Genomic DNA, 15059 nt, shown 5'->3' on the forward strand with positions numbered 1-15059 from the left:
CTACCCGTGGGTAGAGCGATCACACATCGAGTTGGAGAAGTCCCGGCAGTTCCTTCATCTCGCCGAACAGGCTGGTGGCACCGGCGAGGCGCTCGGCCGGAGTCATCGCGGTGAACCCGAAGACGTCCATCCCGGCGGCCCGTGCGGCCTGGACCCCGAGCGGGCTGTCCTCGACGACGACGCAGCGCGCCGGCTCGACTCCCATCCGTGCGGCGGCGTGCAGGAAGAGGTCCGGGGCGGGCTTGCCCTTGCCGACGTCCTCGGAGCTGAAGATCCACTCCTCTTCGAACCACTCGTCGAGTCCGGTGGTGCGGTGCCCGACCCGGATCCGCTCGTGGCTGCCGGAGGAGGCGAGGCAGTACGGGATTCCGCGCGCGGTGAGTTCCTCCAGGACGTCCGTGGCTCCGGCGACGGGCCGCAGGTCCCGCTCGAACGCGGCGAACACCCGGGCGTGCAGGGTGTCGTCGAAGTCGTCCGGCAGCCGCTGACCGGTCCGTTCCATGACCAGGTCGTGCACCCGGTGGACAGCGGCTCCCATGTAGTCGCGCAGGGACTCCTCGTAGGAGGTGGGGTGCCCCAGCTCGGTCAGGTATCCGGAAAGGATGGTGTTGGAGAGCGGCTCGCTGTCCACCAGCACACCGTCGTTGTCGAAGATGACGAGGTCGTAGCTCATGCGCCCGAGCCTATGCATTTCTACTGCACTCTTTTTGCCTGGAACGCAGAAAAGCCCCGCACCATAAGGTGCGGGGCTTTCCCGGAAAAATTGTTCGGCGGCGTCCTACTCTCCCACAGGGTCCCCCCTGCAGTACCATCGGCGCTGAAAGGCTTAGCTTCCGGGTTCGAAATGTAACCGGGCGTTTCCCTAACGCTATGACCACCGAAACACTATGAAGTTAACCAAACCGGATATGGGCACGGTTCGTTACTTCAGAACTACACAGTGGACGCGAGCAACTGAGGACAAGCCCTCGGCCTATTAGTACCAGTCAGCTCCACCCGTTACCGGGCTTCCACATCTGGCCTATCAACCCAGTCGTCTACTGGGAGCCTTACCCTCTCAAGGAGGTGGGAATACTCATCTTGAAGCAGGCTTCCCGCTTAGATGCTTTCAGCGGTTATCCCTCCCGAACGTAGCCAACCAGCCATGCCCTTGGCAGGACAACTGGCACACCAGAGGTTCGTCCGTCCCGGTCCTCTCGTACTAGGGACAGCCCTTCTCAATATTCCTACGCGCACAGCGGATAGGGACCGAACTGTCTCACGACGTTCTAAACCCAGCTCGCGTACCGCTTTAATGGGCGAACAGCCCAACCCTTGGGACCGACTCCAGCCCCAGGATGCGACGAGCCGACATCGAGGTGCCAAACCATCCCGTCGATATGGACTCTTGGGGAAGATCAGCCTGTTATCCCCGGGGTACCTTTTATCCGTTGAGCGACAGCGCTTCCACAAGCCACTGCCGGATCACTAGTCCCGACTTTCGTCCCTGCTCGACCCGTCGGTCTCACAGTCAAGCTCCCTTGTGCACTTACACTCAACACCTGATTGCCAACCAGGCTGAGGGAACCTTTGGGCGCCTCCGTTACTCTTTAGGAGGCAACCGCCCCAGTTAAACTACCCATCAGACACTGTCCCTGATCCGGATCACGGACCGAGGTTAGACATCCAGCACGACCAGAGTGGTATTTCAACGGCGACTCCACAACCACTGGCGTGGCTGCTTCAAAGTCTCCCACCTATCCTACACAAGCCGAACCGAACACCAATATCAAACTATAGTAAAGGTCCCGGGGTCTTTCCGTCCTGCTGCGCGAAACGAGCATCTTTACTCGTAGTGCAATTTCACCGGGCCTATGGTTGAGACAGTCGAGAAGTCGTTACGCCATTCGTGCAGGTCGGAACTTACCCGACAAGGAATTTCGCTACCTTAGGATGGTTATAGTTACCACCGCCGTTTACTGGCGCTTAAGTTCTCAGCTTCGCCACACCGAAATGTGACTAACCGGTCCCCTTAACGTTCCAGCACCGGGCAGGCGTCAGTCCGTATACATCGCCTTACGGCTTCGCACGGACCTGTGTTTTTAGTAAACAGTCGCTTCTCGCTGGTCTCTGCGGCCACCCCCAGCTCACGGAGTAAATCCGATCACCAGTGATGGCCCCCCTTCTCCCGAAGTTACGGGGGCATTTTGCCGAGTTCCTTAACCATAGTTCACCCGAACGCCTCGGTATTCTCTACCTGACTACCTGAGTCGGTTTAGGGTACGGGCCGCCATGAAACTCGCTAGAGGCTTTTCTCGACAGCATAGGATCATCCACTTCACCACAATCGGCTCGGCATCAGGTCTCAGCCTTAATGTGTGACGGATTTGCCTATCACACGGCCTACACCCTTACCCCGGGACTACCACCGCCCGGGCTGGACTACCTTCCTGCGTCACCCCATCGCTTACCTACTACCACCTTGGATCAGCGGCTCCACCACTTTCCTTTCCCCGAAGGGTCCGGAACGGCTTCACGGCCTTAGCATTAATGGATTCGATATTGGGCGTTTCAAAGCGGGTACCGGAATATCAACCGGTTGTCCATCGACTACGCCTGTCGGCCTCGCCTTAGGTCCCGACTTACCCTGGGCAGATCAGCTTGACCCAGGAACCCTTAGTCAATCGGCGCACACGTTTCTCACGTGTGTATCGCTACTCATGCCTGCATTCTCACTCGTGAACCGTCCACAACTAGCTTCCGCTGCTGCTTCACCCGGCACACGACGCTCCCCTACCCATCACAGCGGGCGTTGGCCCTATTGCTGCAATGACACGACTTCGGCGGTACGCTTGAGCCCCGCTACATTGTCGGCGCGGAATCACTTGACCAGTGAGCTATTACGCACTCTTTCAAGGGTGGCTGCTTCTAAGCCAACCTCCTGGTTGTCTCTGCGACTCCACATCCTTTCCCACTTAGCGTACGCTTAGGGGCCTTAGTCGATGCTCTGGGCTGTTTCCCTCTCGACCATGGAGCTTATCCCCCACAGTCTCACTGCCACGCTCTCACTTACCGGCATTCGGAGTTTGGCTAAGGTCAGTAACCCGGTAGGGCCCATCGCCTATCCAGTGCTCTACCTCCGGCAAGAAACACGTGACGCTGCACCTAAATGCATTTCGGGGAGAACCAGCTATCACGGAGTTTGATTGGCCTTTCACCCCTAACCACAGGTCATCCCCCAGGTTTTCAACCCTGGTGGGTTCGGTCCTCCACGAAGTCTTACCTCCGCTTCAACCTGCCCATGGCTAGATCACTCCGCTTCGGGTCTAGAGCGTGCAACTCAATCGCCCTATTCGGACTCGCTTTCGCTACGGCTTCCCCACACGGGTTAACCTCGCTACACACCGCTAACTCGCAGGCTCATTCTTCAAAAGGCACGCAGTCACGACCCATTGAGTAAACTCAATGAGCGACGCTCCCACGGCTTGTAGGCACACGGTTTCAGGTACTATTTCACTCCGCTCCCGCGGTACTTTTCACCATTCCCTCACGGTACTATCCGCTATCGGTCACCAGGGAATATTTAGGCTTAGCGGGTGGTCCCGCCAGATTCACACGGGATTTCTCGGGCCCCGTGCTACTTGGGAGATTCTTAAGCAAGCCGCTGATGTTTCGTCTACGGGGGTCTTACCCTCTACGCCGGACCTTTCGCATGTCCTTCGACTACATCAACGGTTTCTGACTCGCCGACCGGCCGGCAGACCGATCAAAAGAATTCCCACAACCCCGCATGCGCAACCCCTGCCGGGTATCACACGCATACGGTTTGGCCTGATCCGGTTTCGCTCGCCACTACTCCCGGAATCACGGTTGTTTTCTCTTCCTGCGGGTACTGAGATGTTTCACTTCCCCGCGTTCCCTCCACACTGCCTATGTGTTCAGCAGTGGGTGACAGCCCATGACGACTGCCGGGTTTCCCCATTCGGACACCCCCGGATCAAAGCTCAGTTGGCAGCTCCCCGGGGCCTATCGCGGCCTCTCACGTCCTTCATCGGTTCCTGGTGCCAAGGCATCCACCGTGCGCCCTTAAAAACTTGGCCTACAGATGCTCGCGTCCACTGTGTAGTTCTCAAGCAACGACCAGCCACCCATCACCCCACCAGACAAGCTGGCGAGTTCACTGGGGCCGGCATCGCAGAAAGCACAACCTCACGGCCGTACCTTCAGATACCCAACAACGTGCCAGGCACGATCCCCTCCGCAATCCATGCTTTCCACGCCCTAAGGCAGTACTTGCAGGATGCTTTGAGAACCGCGCCAAATAATCAACGTTCCACCCATGAGCAACCGTGCGAGTCATTCGCTCGCAGTCGGCTATATGCTCCTTAGAAAGGAGGTGATCCAGCCGCACCTTCCGGTACGGCTACCTTGTTACGACTTCGTCCCAATCGCCAGTCCCACCTTCGACAGCTCCCTCCCTTACGGGTTGGGCCACCGGCTTCGGGTGTTACCGACTTTCGTGACGTGACGGGCGGTGTGTACAAGGCCCGGGAACGTATTCACCGCAGCAATGCTGATCTGCGATTACTAGCAACTCCGACTTCATGGGGTCGAGTTGCAGACCCCAATCCGAACTGAGACCGGCTTTTTGAGATTCGCTCCGCCTCGCGGCATCGCAGCTCATTGTACCGGCCATTGTAGCACGTGTGCAGCCCAAGACATAAGGGGCATGATGACTTGACGTCGTCCCCACCTTCCTCCGAGTTGACCCCGGCAGTCTCCTGTGAGTCCCCATCACCCCGAAGGGCATGCTGGCAACACAGAACAAGGGTTGCGCTCGTTGCGGGACTTAACCCAACATCTCACGACACGAGCTGACGACAGCCATGCACCACCTGTATACCGACCACAAGGGGGCGACCATCTCTGGCCGTTTCCGGTATATGTCAAGCCTTGGTAAGGTTCTTCGCGTTGCGTCGAATTAAGCCACATGCTCCGCTGCTTGTGCGGGCCCCCGTCAATTCCTTTGAGTTTTAGCCTTGCGGCCGTACTCCCCAGGCGGGGAACTTAATGCGTTAGCTGCGGCACCGACGACGTGGAATGTCGCCAACACCTAGTTCCCAACGTTTACGGCGTGGACTACCAGGGTATCTAATCCTGTTCGCTCCCCACGCTTTCGCTCCTCAGCGTCAGTAATGGCCCAGAGATCCGCCTTCGCCACCGGTGTTCCTCCTGATATCTGCGCATTTCACCGCTACACCAGGAATTCCGATCTCCCCTACCACACTCTAGCCTGCCCGTATCGAATGCAGACCCGGGGTTAAGCCCCGGGCTTTCACATCCGACGCGACAAGCCGCCTACGAGCTCTTTACGCCCAATAATTCCGGACAACGCTTGCGCCCTACGTATTACCGCGGCTGCTGGCACGTAGTTAGCCGGCGCTTCTTCTGCAGGTACCGTCACTTTCGCTTCTTCCCTGCTGAAAGAGGTTTACAACCCGAAGGCCGTCATCCCTCACGCGGCGTCGCTGCATCAGGCTTTCGCCCATTGTGCAATATTCCCCACTGCTGCCTCCCGTAGGAGTCTGGGCCGTGTCTCAGTCCCAGTGTGGCCGGTCGCCCTCTCAGGCCGGCTACCCGTCGTCGCCTTGGTAGGCCATTACCCCACCAACAAGCTGATAGGCCGCGGGCTCATCCTTCACCGCCGGAGCTTTTAACCCCCGCCCATGCAGGCAGGAGTGTTATCCGGTATTAGACCCCGTTTCCAGGGCTTGTCCCAGAGTGAAGGGCAGATTGCCCACGTGTTACTCACCCGTTCGCCACTAATCCACCCCGAAGGGCTTCATCGTTCGACTTGCATGTGTTAAGCACGCCGCCAGCGTTCGTCCTGAGCCAGGATCAAACTCTCCGTGAATGTTTACCGGATATCCGGTTTCCACTCGCGTTGAGCGGGACAGTCATGCCGGAATATGGCCGACCGTCCACTGCGTCCTCGCTGTTGTGGTTGCCTGCAAGCACCCGAAGGCCTCACAGGTCTTTTTCAAAGGAACCTCATCCACCGAAGTGGACGGGGTATCAACTTCTGGCGTTGATTTTTGGCACGCTGTTGAGTTCTCAAGGAACGGACGCTTCCTTTGTACTCACCCGCAGTATCACTACTGGGGCTTTCCTCCGGGCTTCGTTCTTCGTTTCCGACTCTATCAGACTCTCTCGTGTCCGATTCCCGGTCGAAGCGGGTTTCGCTTTCCAGGTTTTCGCTTTCGCGTTTCCCTTTCCGGCGAGTCCGACTCTATCAGATCCTTTCGGGCCTGACTCCCAGTCAGTTGGGCTTGTCTTCCCGGCTGTTGGGCCGTTCCGACGAGGTGTGACACTAGCGGATTCCTTGCCCCCGACCTAATCGGCGGCGGTGCCACTCGGGCACGGATTCCTCATTCGCAAATACGCATGAAAAAGAGACGACAACGTACGTCGCTTCGTTCGAATGGGTAGTGGCGGATGGCTGTCCGGGGACCGACCGGGGTCGGCAGCTCACTTCGGACAACTCGAAGAACCTTACGGACCCCGAACGCCAGTGTCAACCCCGGTCTGGCCTGTGCGTCAGCTGTTGCCGGAGGCCAGTTCGCGGCTGCGGTCGCGGGCCGCTTCGAGGGCCGCGATGAGGGCCGCCCGTACGCCGTGCTTCTCCAGCTCCACGATCGCGTTGATCGTCGTACCGGCCGGGGAGGTGACGGCCTCGCGGAGCTTGACCGGGTGTTCGCCGCTGTCGCGGAGCATGACGGCGGCGCCGACGGCCGCCTGCACGATCAGGTCGTGGGCCTGGGCGCGGGGCAGGCCGAGGAGGATGCCCGCGTCCGTCATCGCTTCGACGAGGAAGTAGAAGTACGCCGGGCCGGAGCCGGAGAGGGCGGTGGCCGCGTCCTGCTGGGACTCGGGGACGCGCAGGGTCTTGCCGACGCCGCCGAAGATCTCCTCGGTGTGGGCGAGGTGGGCGCCGGTGGCGTGGCTGCCGGCCGAGATGACGGACATGGCCTCGTCCACGAGGGCGGGGGTGTTCGTCATGACGCGGACCACGGGGGTGCCCGCGGCGAGGCGGTCCTCGAAGAAGGAGGTCGGGATGCCCGCCGCGCCGCTGATGACCAGGCGGTCCGCCGGGACGTGCGGGGCGAGTTCTTCGAGGAGCTTGCCCATGTCCTGCGGCTTGACCGTGAGGATCAGGGTGTCGGCGCGCTTGGCGGCCTCGGCGTTGCTGACGGCCTCGACGCCGTAGCGCGTACGGAGTTCCTCGGCGCGTTCGGGGCGGCGGGCCGTGACGAGGAGTTTCGAGGCGGGCCAGCCGCCTCGGATCATCCCGCTGAGCAGGGCCTCACCGATCTTGCCGGTACCGAGAACGGCGACTGTCTGGGTCATGGCTTCATCTTTACACCCGGGCTCAGGGTGTGCGGCGGCGCAGGGTGGCCGCGCCGAGGGCGAGGACCAGTAGGGCGCAGGCGGCGACGACGATCACGTCGCGGACGAAGTCGGTGGTCATGTCCGTGTGGGTGAGGACCTGGGTCATGCCGTCGACGGCGTAGGACATGGGCAGGACGTTGGAGACGGCTTCGAGGACCGGCTGCATCGTGTTGCGGGGCGCGAAGAGTCCGCACAGGAGCAGCTGGGGGAAGATCACGGCCGGCATGAACTGGACGGCCTGGAACTCGGACGCCGCGAAGGCGGAGACGAACAGGCCGAGCGCGGTGCCGAGCAGCGCGTCGAGGAGTGCGACCAGGAGCAGCAGCCACGGCGAGCCGACGATGTCGAGGCCGAGGAACCACAGGGCGAGGCCGGTGGCGAGCAGGGACTGTACGACGGCGACGGCGCCGAAGGCGAGGGCGTAGCCGCCGATCAGGTCGCCCTTGCCCAGGGGCATGGCCAGGAGGCGTTCGAGGGTGCCGGAGGTGCGCTCGCGCAGGGTCGCGATGGAGGTCACCAGGAACATGGTGATGAGGGGGAAGATCCCGAGGAGTGACGCGCCGATGCTGTCGAAGGTGCGCGGGCTGCCGTCGAAGACGAAGCGCAGCAGGGTCAGCATCAGGACGGGCACGAGCAGCATGAGCGCGATGGAGCGCGGGTCGTGGCGGAGCTGGCGCAGGACGCGCAGGGCGGTGGCGGTGGTGCGGGCGGTGTTCATCGGGTCTCGCTCTCCCCTGCGGTGGCGGCGCGGGCCTGCTCGGTGGCCTGCTCGGTGGCCTGCTCCGTGGCCTGGGCGTTGGCTTCGTCCACGAGGTGCAGGAATCCCTCTTCGACGGTGTCGGAGTGGGTACGGGCGCGCAGCGCGTCCGGGGTGTCCTCGGCGAGGATCCGGCCCTCGCGCATGAGGAGCAGGTCGTGGCAGCGCTCGGCCTCGTCCATGACGTGGGAGGAGACGAGGATCGTGGCGCCGCGGGTGTCGGCCAGGGTGTGGAAGAGGTTCCACAGGTCGCGGCGCAGGACGGGGTCGAGGCCGACGGTGGGTTCGTCGAGGACGAGCAGCTCGGGGGTGCCGAGCAGGGCGACGGCGAGGGAGACACGGCTGCGCTGGCCGCCGGAGAGGTTTCCGGCGAGGGCGTCGGCGTGGGTGGTGAGGTCCACGTCGGCGATGGCGCGGGTGACGTCGGCGCGGCGGCGGTCAGCGGCGGCCCGGCCGGGGTCGAGGACGGCGGCGAAGTAGTCGAGGTTCTGCCGGACGGTGAGGTCGTCGTAGACGGAGGGCGCCTGGGTGACGTAGCCGATGCGGGAGCGCAGTTCGGGGTGGCCCGCGGGGCGGCCGAGGACGTCGAGGGTGCCGGTGACCTGGGCCTGGGTGCCGACGACGGCGCGCATGAGGGTGGACTTGCCGCAGCCGGAGGGGCCGAGGAGGCCGGTGATGCGGGCGCGGGGGACGGCGAAGTTGATGCCGTGGAGGACGGTGCGGGGGGTGCGGGGGGTGCCGCGGCGGACGGTCAGGTCGTGGGCGTGCACGGCGGGGGTGTGTGCGGCGGGGGTGGTGGCCGCGGCTCCGCCCGCCTGGTTATTCATCATGTGATGAATAATGCTCCTGGGGGTGCCGGTCGTCAACCAGTGCCGGGGCCCGGGACCGGGAGCGGTGGCTGGGGTGAGTGGGTCCGTGCGGGCCGGTTTGCCCTCCGGGAGCGCCTCAAACGCCGGCGGGGCTTGAGATGGCTGGGCCGCTTCGGGGCGCGCTGGGGCGGGGGGCCCGTGCGGGCCGGTTTGCCCTCCGGGGGCGCCTCAAACGCCGGCGGGGCTTGAAATGGCTCGGCTTCGGGGCTGTGGGAGCGGGGCTTGAGGTGGCCGGGCTTCGGGGCAGTGGGCGCGTCCGGTTACTTCTTTTTGCGCTTGGGGCGGCGGGCTGCGGGGTTTCCGGTGCGGGTGCCGCGGCGGCGGGTGTGGTCCGCGCGGGCGCGCTCGTACTCGGCGCGGGCCAGCTTTTCGCCGGGGGCCTCGATGAGGCAGCGCAGGAAGTACGCGATCAGGCCGCCGATGAAACCGATCGCCTTGAGGCCCTTGAGCGAGGCCTCGTCCGAGGAGGGCGCGGGGCGGCGGCTGAAGGACTCCCAGGCCTTCGCGAAGGCGATGGAACTCGCGACCGCGAACAGGACGACGACGGAGATGCTGAGGAAGGGGCCGACATTGCCGATCTGCAGGCCCTCGTACGCGAAGCGCAGCAGGTAGGCGGCGATGACGGCGGCCAGCAGCGAGGCGACCGCCATGCCCGCGCGGCGCAGCGCGTAGCCGCCGTCGTGCGCGACCCAGGTGGTGCCGAAGAACCGGATCGGTTCGGGCTGGGGGCCCTCGGCGGCTCGGCCGGCGTCTCGTTCGTCGTCTCGTTCGTCGCTCACACCGGTGATTATCCCCCGGTGTGGGCGGTTGGGCCGGTGTGTCTCACGGGTCAGACGGGGTACGGGCCGCCGGGACTGTTAGCCGCAGCGGGTGGCTACGTAGCCGTCGCTGCCCGTCTTCACGTACGCGTCGGCGACGTACAGGCCGTTGCCGATGCAGTCCCAGATGTCCGAGGTGCCGTACGGGCCGGAGACCGTCGTGCCGGGCGTCTGGCAGTCGATCTTCACCCAGGAGCCGTACGGGAGGACCTTCTTCACCGGGTAGTCCGTGCCCGGGCCGCTGCGGACGTTCACCCGCGAATCGGGTGCGACCGGGAACGTCATGTACCCGGCGTCGCCGGACTCCGCGGCCATCGATCCCACCACGTCCGCCGTCTCGTCAACCGCCATGCTGATCTCCCCCATTGGCCTGAAACTGACCTGAACCGGGCCATCGCGCCCGGCAACTCGCGGAGGATAGCAGGCCCTTACGGAATCGCACGCACCGTCGACTAGGCTCCCCCGGGGGTGATGGGCGATGAGATCGCTGCGCGCTGGGCAGTCCGGGTTTCCGGAGTACGCCGGGCTGTACCGGCTGGAAAGTGTGCTCGGTTCCGGCGGCATGGGCGTCGTCCATCTGGCCACTTCCGCGTCCGGGCTGAAGCTCGCCGTGAAGATCGTGCACGCGCAGCACGCGGTGGATCCCGAGTTCCGCGCCCGCTTCCAGCAGGAGGTCGCCGCCGCGCGGCGGGTGAGCGGCGCGTTCACCGCGCCCGTCGTCGACGCCGACCCCGATGCCGAACGGCCGTGGATGGCCACCCTGTTCATCGACGCCCCGACGCTCGCCGAGCGGGTGCGCGAGCGGGTGCTCGACCCGGCCGAGGTCGGGCGGCTCGGCGCCGGGCTCGCGGAGGCGCTGCGCGACATCCACCGGGCCGGGGTGGTCCACCGGGACCTCAAGCCGAGCAATGTGCTGATGGCGCCCGACGGGCCGAAGGTCATCGACTTCGGGATCTCGCGCCCGTACGACAGCGACCTGCGGACCGAGACCGGGAAGCTGATCGGGACCCCGCCGTTCATGGCGCCCGAGCAGTTCCAGCGGCCGCGCGACGTCGGGCCCGCCGCGGACGTGTTCGCGATGGGGGCGCTGCTGGTGCACGCGGCCACCGGGCACGGGCCGTTCGACTCCGAGAGCCCGTACATCGTGGCCTACCAGGTGGTGCACAACGAGCCCGACCTGACCGGGGTGCCGCAGGAGCTGGCGCCGCTGATCGCGCGCTGCCTGGCGAAGGACCCGGCCGCGCGGCCGACCGCCGACGAGCTGATCGCCGTACTGCGCTCCGCCGCCTATCCGACGAACGAGGACACGCGGGCGTTCATACCGCGACCGCGGCTGCCCGTGGCGGACCCGGCGGGGGGCCCGGCGGCGGAGCCGCTCACGCACCGGCGGGACGCGCCGCTGTCCGGCGAGCGGCCCTCTTCCGATGCCCTCGCCGACGCGCGGGCAGACGGTACGGGGCCGCGCCCGGGGCGGCGGCGGCGCTCGCGGTGGCGGGTGGCCGCCGTGCTGGGGACCGGGCTGCTGGTCACCGGCGGGGCCGTCGGCGGGTACGTCCAGTTCCGGGAGACCCCGGCCACGACGGTCGCCGACCACCTGGACGGGACGCCCGGCGGGGCCGCGCCCGCCCGGATCGTGCCGTGGTCGGTGACCCCCGGCGCGCCCGGGGCCGCCCAGCGGATCCCGGCCTGCGGCTGGATGACGGACGCCCTGTACTGCTCGGCGGCCGGCCTCGCCGCGGTCCGGCTGGATCCGGCGACGGGCGCGGTGCGATGGTCGGTGGCCGGGGTCACGGGGCCCGCGGACCCGGCGCCGTTCCCCGGGGGCGGGAACGTCCTCGTCTACCTGTCCGGCAGCCACCTGCTCCAGGGCCTCGACCCGGCGAGCGGGGCGCAGCGCTGGAAGGCCGACGTCCCGCGCGGCGCGGACGTCGTACCGGCGGGGGCGCTGGTGCTGATCGCCGCCGCCGACGGGCAGGTCACGGCGCGCGACGCGGCGACCGGCGCCGTGCGCTGGACGAAGCGTCCGGCGGGGGCGGCGGGCGTCGGGGCGCAGCTGGTCGCGGCGGCGGACGGGTCGGAGGTGTACGCCGTCACGCCCTCCGGGGACGGTACGTCGACCCAGGTGCTCGCCCTCGCGGCGGCCGACGGCGCCGCCCGCTGGCAGCACCGGTCGGCGGGGCTGCTGGAGCCGGTGGGGGTGGCGGACGGGACGCTGCACCTGCTGGCGGGCGACGGGATGGTGACGGACGCCGTGGTACGGATCGACCTGCGCGGGCGGGGCGAGCGGGGCGAGCGGCGGACGCTGCTGCCGACGACCCTGCTCCAGGCGCAGGCCGGGCTGGGCGCGGACGGGACGGTGTACGCCTTCGGCAGCGGGGGCGCGCTGGCGGCCGTGGGCGCGGAGCGGGAGCTGTGGCGGCTGGAGACCGCGGCCAGCCAGGGGTCGCGGCCGGTGGTGGCGGACGGGCGCGTCCACCTGATGGCGGCGGACGGGCGGCTGCTGGCGGTGGACGCGGTGCGGGGGCGGCTGGTCGGGCAGAGCGCTCCGCGGATGGCTACGGGGCAGCACACGTTTACGCCGTTGCGGCCTGTGCCGGTGGTGGGGGGCGGGCGGGTCTTCGGCGCCGCGCCGGACGGGTCGGTGTTCGCCGTCGACCCTGGCGGGTGGCGGTAGCCCTCCCGGGCGGGGCTGAAAGATGCCCTCAATCGCCGGGCGGGCTGAATGTGCCTGCCCGAGGCGCCTGCCGCCTCGGGGCTGGGCCTGACGCTCGGCGCTCGGCCCGTCTGCCCTCCGGGGGCGCCTCAAACGCCGGCGAGGCTGAAAGACGCCCTCAATCGCCGGGCAGGCTTAATAAGCCCGCCCGAAAGCGCCCGGCGGGCAAACCAAGCCCGCCTGGCGAGGCTGGACTGGATTTGGCCCGGGCGGGCCGAAAGTGCCGGGCAGGAAAACCGAGCCCGCCCGGCGATTGAGGGCCCGCCGGAGGCACCATCAGCCTGCCCGGCGATTGAGGGCGGGGCGGGGGCACCATCAGCCTGCCCGGCGTTTGAGGGCCCGCCGGAGGCGTGACCAGCCCGCCCGGCGATTGAGGGCCCGCCGGAGGCACATCAGCCCGCGCGGCGGTTGAGGTCAGAGCTCGGCCCGGGCGCCCGCCGGGCGGGGTTATTAAGCCTGCCCGGCGATTGAGGGCTCGGCTCGGCCCGGGGGCCGCCGGGCGGGGTTGTGCAGCCTGCCCGGCGGTTGAGGGCAAAGGGGAGCCTGCCCGGCGATTGAGGGCGGGGCGGGGTCAGCCCAGGAGGGAGACGTCGCGGACGGCGCCCTTGTCGGCGCTGGTGGCCATGGCGGCGTAGGCACGCAGCGCCGCCGAGACCTTGCGCTCGCGGTTCTTCGGGGCGTACACGCCGCCGAGGGCCTCGCGGCGGGCCGCCAGCGTGGTGTCGTCGACCAGGAGGTCGATCGAGCGGTTCGGGATGTCGATCCGGATGCGGTCGCCGTCCTCGATGAGGGCGATGGCCCCGCCCGAGGCCGCCTCCGGGGAGGCGTGGCCGATGGAGAGGCCGGACGTGCCGCCGGAGAAGCGGCCGTCGGTGATCAGCGCGCAGGACTTGCCGAGGCCTCGGCCCTTGAGGAAGGACGTCGGGTAGAGCATCTCCTGCATGCCGGGGCCGCCGCGCGGGCCTTCGTAGCGGATGACGACGACGTCACCCGGCTTGATCTCCTTGCGCAGGATCTTGTCGACGGCCTCGTCCTGCGATTCGCAGACCACGGCCGGGCCCTCGAAGGTCCAGATCGACTCGTCGACGCCGGCCGTCTTCACGACGCAGCCGTCGACGGCGATGTTGCCGTGCAGGACGGCGAGTCCGCCGTCCTTGGAGTACGCGTGCTCGACGGAGCGGATGCAGCCGCCCTCGGCGTCGAGGTCGAGGGTGTCCCAGCGCTCGGACTGCGAGAAGGCGGTCGCGGAGCGGACGCAGCCGGGGCCCGCGTGCCACAGCTCGACGGACTCCTCGGACGCGGTGCCGCTGCGCACGTCCCAGGTGCCGAGCCACTCCTCGATGCTCGCCGAGTGCACGGTGTGGACGTCCTTGTTGAGGAGGCCGCCGCGGTACAGCTCGCCGAGGATGGCGGGGATGCCGCCGGCCCGGTGGATGTCCTCCATGTAGTACGTGCCGCCGGGCGCCACGTTCGGCGCGACCTTGGCGAGGCACGGGACGCGGAGCGAGACCTCGTTGATGTCCTTGAGGTCGTAGTCCAGGCCCGCTTCCTGCGCCGCGGCCAGCAGGTGCAGGATCGTGTTGGTGGAGCCGCCCATGGCGATGTCGAGGGCCATGGCGTTCTCGAAGGCCTCGCGGGTGGCGATGGAGCGGGGCAGGACGGAGTAGTCGTCCTGCTCGTAGTGGCGCTTGGTGATCTCGACGATCGTGCGGCCGGCCTCCTCGTACAGCGCCTTGCGGGCGGTGTGCGTGGCGAGGACCGAGCCGTTGCCGGGGAGGGCGAGGCCGATGGCCTCGGCGAGGCAGTTCATCGAGTTGGCGGTGAACATTCCGCTACAGGAGCCGCAGGTGGGGCAGGCGTTCTCTTCGATGCGGAGCACGTCTTCGTCGGAGACGTTCTCGTTCGAGGCGTCGACCATCGCGTCGATCAGGTCGAGCTTGCGGACGGTGCCGTCGACGAGGGTGGCCTGGCCGGCCTCCATCGGGCCGCCGGAGACGAAGACGACCGGGATGTTGAGGCGCATGGCGGCCATCAGCATGCCGGGGGTGATCTTGTCGCAGTTCGAGATGCAGATCAGGGCGTCGGCGCAGTGCGCTTCCACCATGTACTCGACCGAGTCCGCGATGAGGTCGCGGGAGGGGAGGGAGTACAGCATGCCGCCGTGGCCCATCGCGATGCCGTCGTCCACCGCGATCGTGTTGAACTCGCGCGGCACGGCGCCCGCGGCCAGGATCGCTTCGGAGACGATCCGGCCGACCGGGGCGAGGTGGGTGTGCCCGGGGACGAACTCGGTGAAGGAGTTGGCGACCGCGATGATCGGCTTGCCGATGTCGGCGCTCGCTACGCCCGACGCCCGCATAAGGGCGCGTGCGCCCGCCATGTTGCGGCCGTGGGTGACGGTGCGGGACCTCAGCTCGGGCATCGGGTTCACTCCCCATAGGTGGCGCCGGAAGGGCGCCGGGTCAGAGATTTCT

At 66.6% G+C, this 15059-nt stretch carries 8 protein-coding genes and 3 rRNA genes; 1 reads left to right on the forward strand and 10 read right to left on the reverse strand.

Annotated features, from left to right (window positions below; translation table 11 throughout):
- Window positions 1-19: 19 nt before the first annotated feature.
- From OHS33_RS16175 to OHS33_RS16215, 9 genes are all read right to left on the reverse strand, one after another.
- Entirely contained in the window at window positions 20-673 is a 654-nt protein-coding gene (locus OHS33_RS16175) for an HAD family hydrolase (RefSeq protein ID WP_330331110.1), read from the reverse strand.
- A 92-nt stretch (window positions 674-765) separates the two neighbouring features.
- Window positions 766-882, reverse strand: a 5S ribosomal RNA gene (gene rrf / locus OHS33_RS16180).
- Window positions 883-956: 74 nt separating this feature from the next.
- Window positions 957-4079: ribosomal RNA gene (locus OHS33_RS16185) — 23S ribosomal RNA — on the reverse strand.
- A gap of 289 nt (window positions 4080-4368) precedes the next feature.
- Window positions 4369-5893 (reverse strand): 16S ribosomal RNA (locus tag OHS33_RS16190).
- Together the 16S, 23S and 5S rRNA genes form the textbook arrangement of a ribosomal RNA operon.
- 683 nt (window positions 5894-6576) lie before the next feature.
- Window positions 6577-7386 (reverse strand): pyrroline-5-carboxylate reductase, encoded by an 810-nt coding sequence (proC, locus tag OHS33_RS16195; protein WP_330331111.1) that lies wholly within the window; start codon window positions 7384-7386, stop codon window positions 6577-6579.
- Window positions 7387-7408: 22 nt separating this feature from the next.
- The gene (locus OHS33_RS16200) at window positions 7409-8146 is read right to left on the reverse strand and encodes an ABC transporter permease (RefSeq protein WP_330331112.1); all 738 of its coding nucleotides are present in this window, start codon (window positions 8144-8146) and stop codon (window positions 7409-7411) included.
- A complete protein-coding gene (locus OHS33_RS16205) occupies window positions 8143-9015 on the reverse strand; it encodes an ABC transporter ATP-binding protein (RefSeq protein ID WP_330331113.1) in 873 nt (290 codons plus the stop codon). Before OHS33_RS16205 ends, OHS33_RS16200 begins: the two co-directional genes overlap by 4 nt.
- 299 nt (window positions 9016-9314) lie before the next feature.
- Window positions 9315-9833: a hypothetical protein gene (locus OHS33_RS16210; protein ID WP_330331114.1), complete on the reverse strand. Its 519-nt coding sequence runs from the start codon at window positions 9831-9833 to the stop codon at window positions 9315-9317.
- A 78-nt stretch (window positions 9834-9911) separates the two neighbouring features.
- Window positions 9912-10223: a peptidase gene (locus OHS33_RS16215; RefSeq protein ID WP_443065308.1), complete on the reverse strand. Its 312-nt coding sequence runs from the start codon at window positions 10221-10223 to the stop codon at window positions 9912-9914.
- 127 nt (window positions 10224-10350) lie between these two features.
- Here OHS33_RS16215 and OHS33_RS16220 point away from each other — a divergent pair, with 127 nt between their 5' ends.
- Window positions 10351-12546: a serine/threonine-protein kinase gene (locus OHS33_RS16220; RefSeq protein ID WP_330331115.1), complete on the forward strand. Its 2196-nt coding sequence runs from the start codon at window positions 10351-10353 to the stop codon at window positions 12544-12546.
- A 610-nt stretch (window positions 12547-13156) separates the two neighbouring features.
- Here OHS33_RS16220 and ilvD read toward each other — a convergent pair.
- The gene (gene ilvD, locus OHS33_RS16225; protein ID WP_330331116.1) at window positions 13157-15007 is read right to left on the reverse strand and encodes a dihydroxy-acid dehydratase; all 1851 of its coding nucleotides are present in this window, start codon (window positions 15005-15007) and stop codon (window positions 13157-13159) included.
- Window positions 15008-15059 lie beyond the last annotated feature (52 nt).

The sequence above is a fragment of the Streptomyces sp. NBC_00536 genome (assembly GCF_036346295.1).
Taxonomy (GTDB): domain Bacteria; phylum Actinomycetota; class Actinomycetes; order Streptomycetales; family Streptomycetaceae; genus Streptomyces.

Bases quoted from the DNA above. Each gene is read 5' to 3' on its own strand.
- OHS33_RS16175 (WP_330331110.1), bottom strand. From the start codon at position 673: ATGAGCTACGACCTCGTCATCTTCGACAACGACGGTGTGCTGGTGGAC.
- proC (WP_330331111.1), bottom strand. From the start codon at position 7,386: ATGACCCAGACAGTCGCCGTTCTCGGTACCGGCAAGATCGGTGAGGCC.
- OHS33_RS16200 (WP_330331112.1), bottom strand. From the start codon at position 8,146: ATGAACACCGCCCGCACCACCGCCACCGCCCTGCGCGTCCTGCGCCAG.
- OHS33_RS16205 (WP_330331113.1), bottom strand. From the start codon at position 9,015: ATGATGAATAACCAGGCGGGCGGAGCCGCGGCCACCACCCCCGCCGCA.
- OHS33_RS16215 (WP_443065308.1), bottom strand. From the start codon at position 10,223: ATGGCGGTTGACGAGACGGCGGACGTGGTGGGATCGATGGCCGCGGAG.
- OHS33_RS16220 (WP_330331115.1), top strand. From the start codon at position 10,351: ATGAGATCGCTGCGCGCTGGGCAGTCCGGGTTTCCGGAGTACGCCGGG.
- ilvD (WP_330331116.1), bottom strand. From the start codon at position 15,007: ATGCCCGAGCTGAGGTCCCGCACCGTCACCCACGGCCGCAACATGGCG.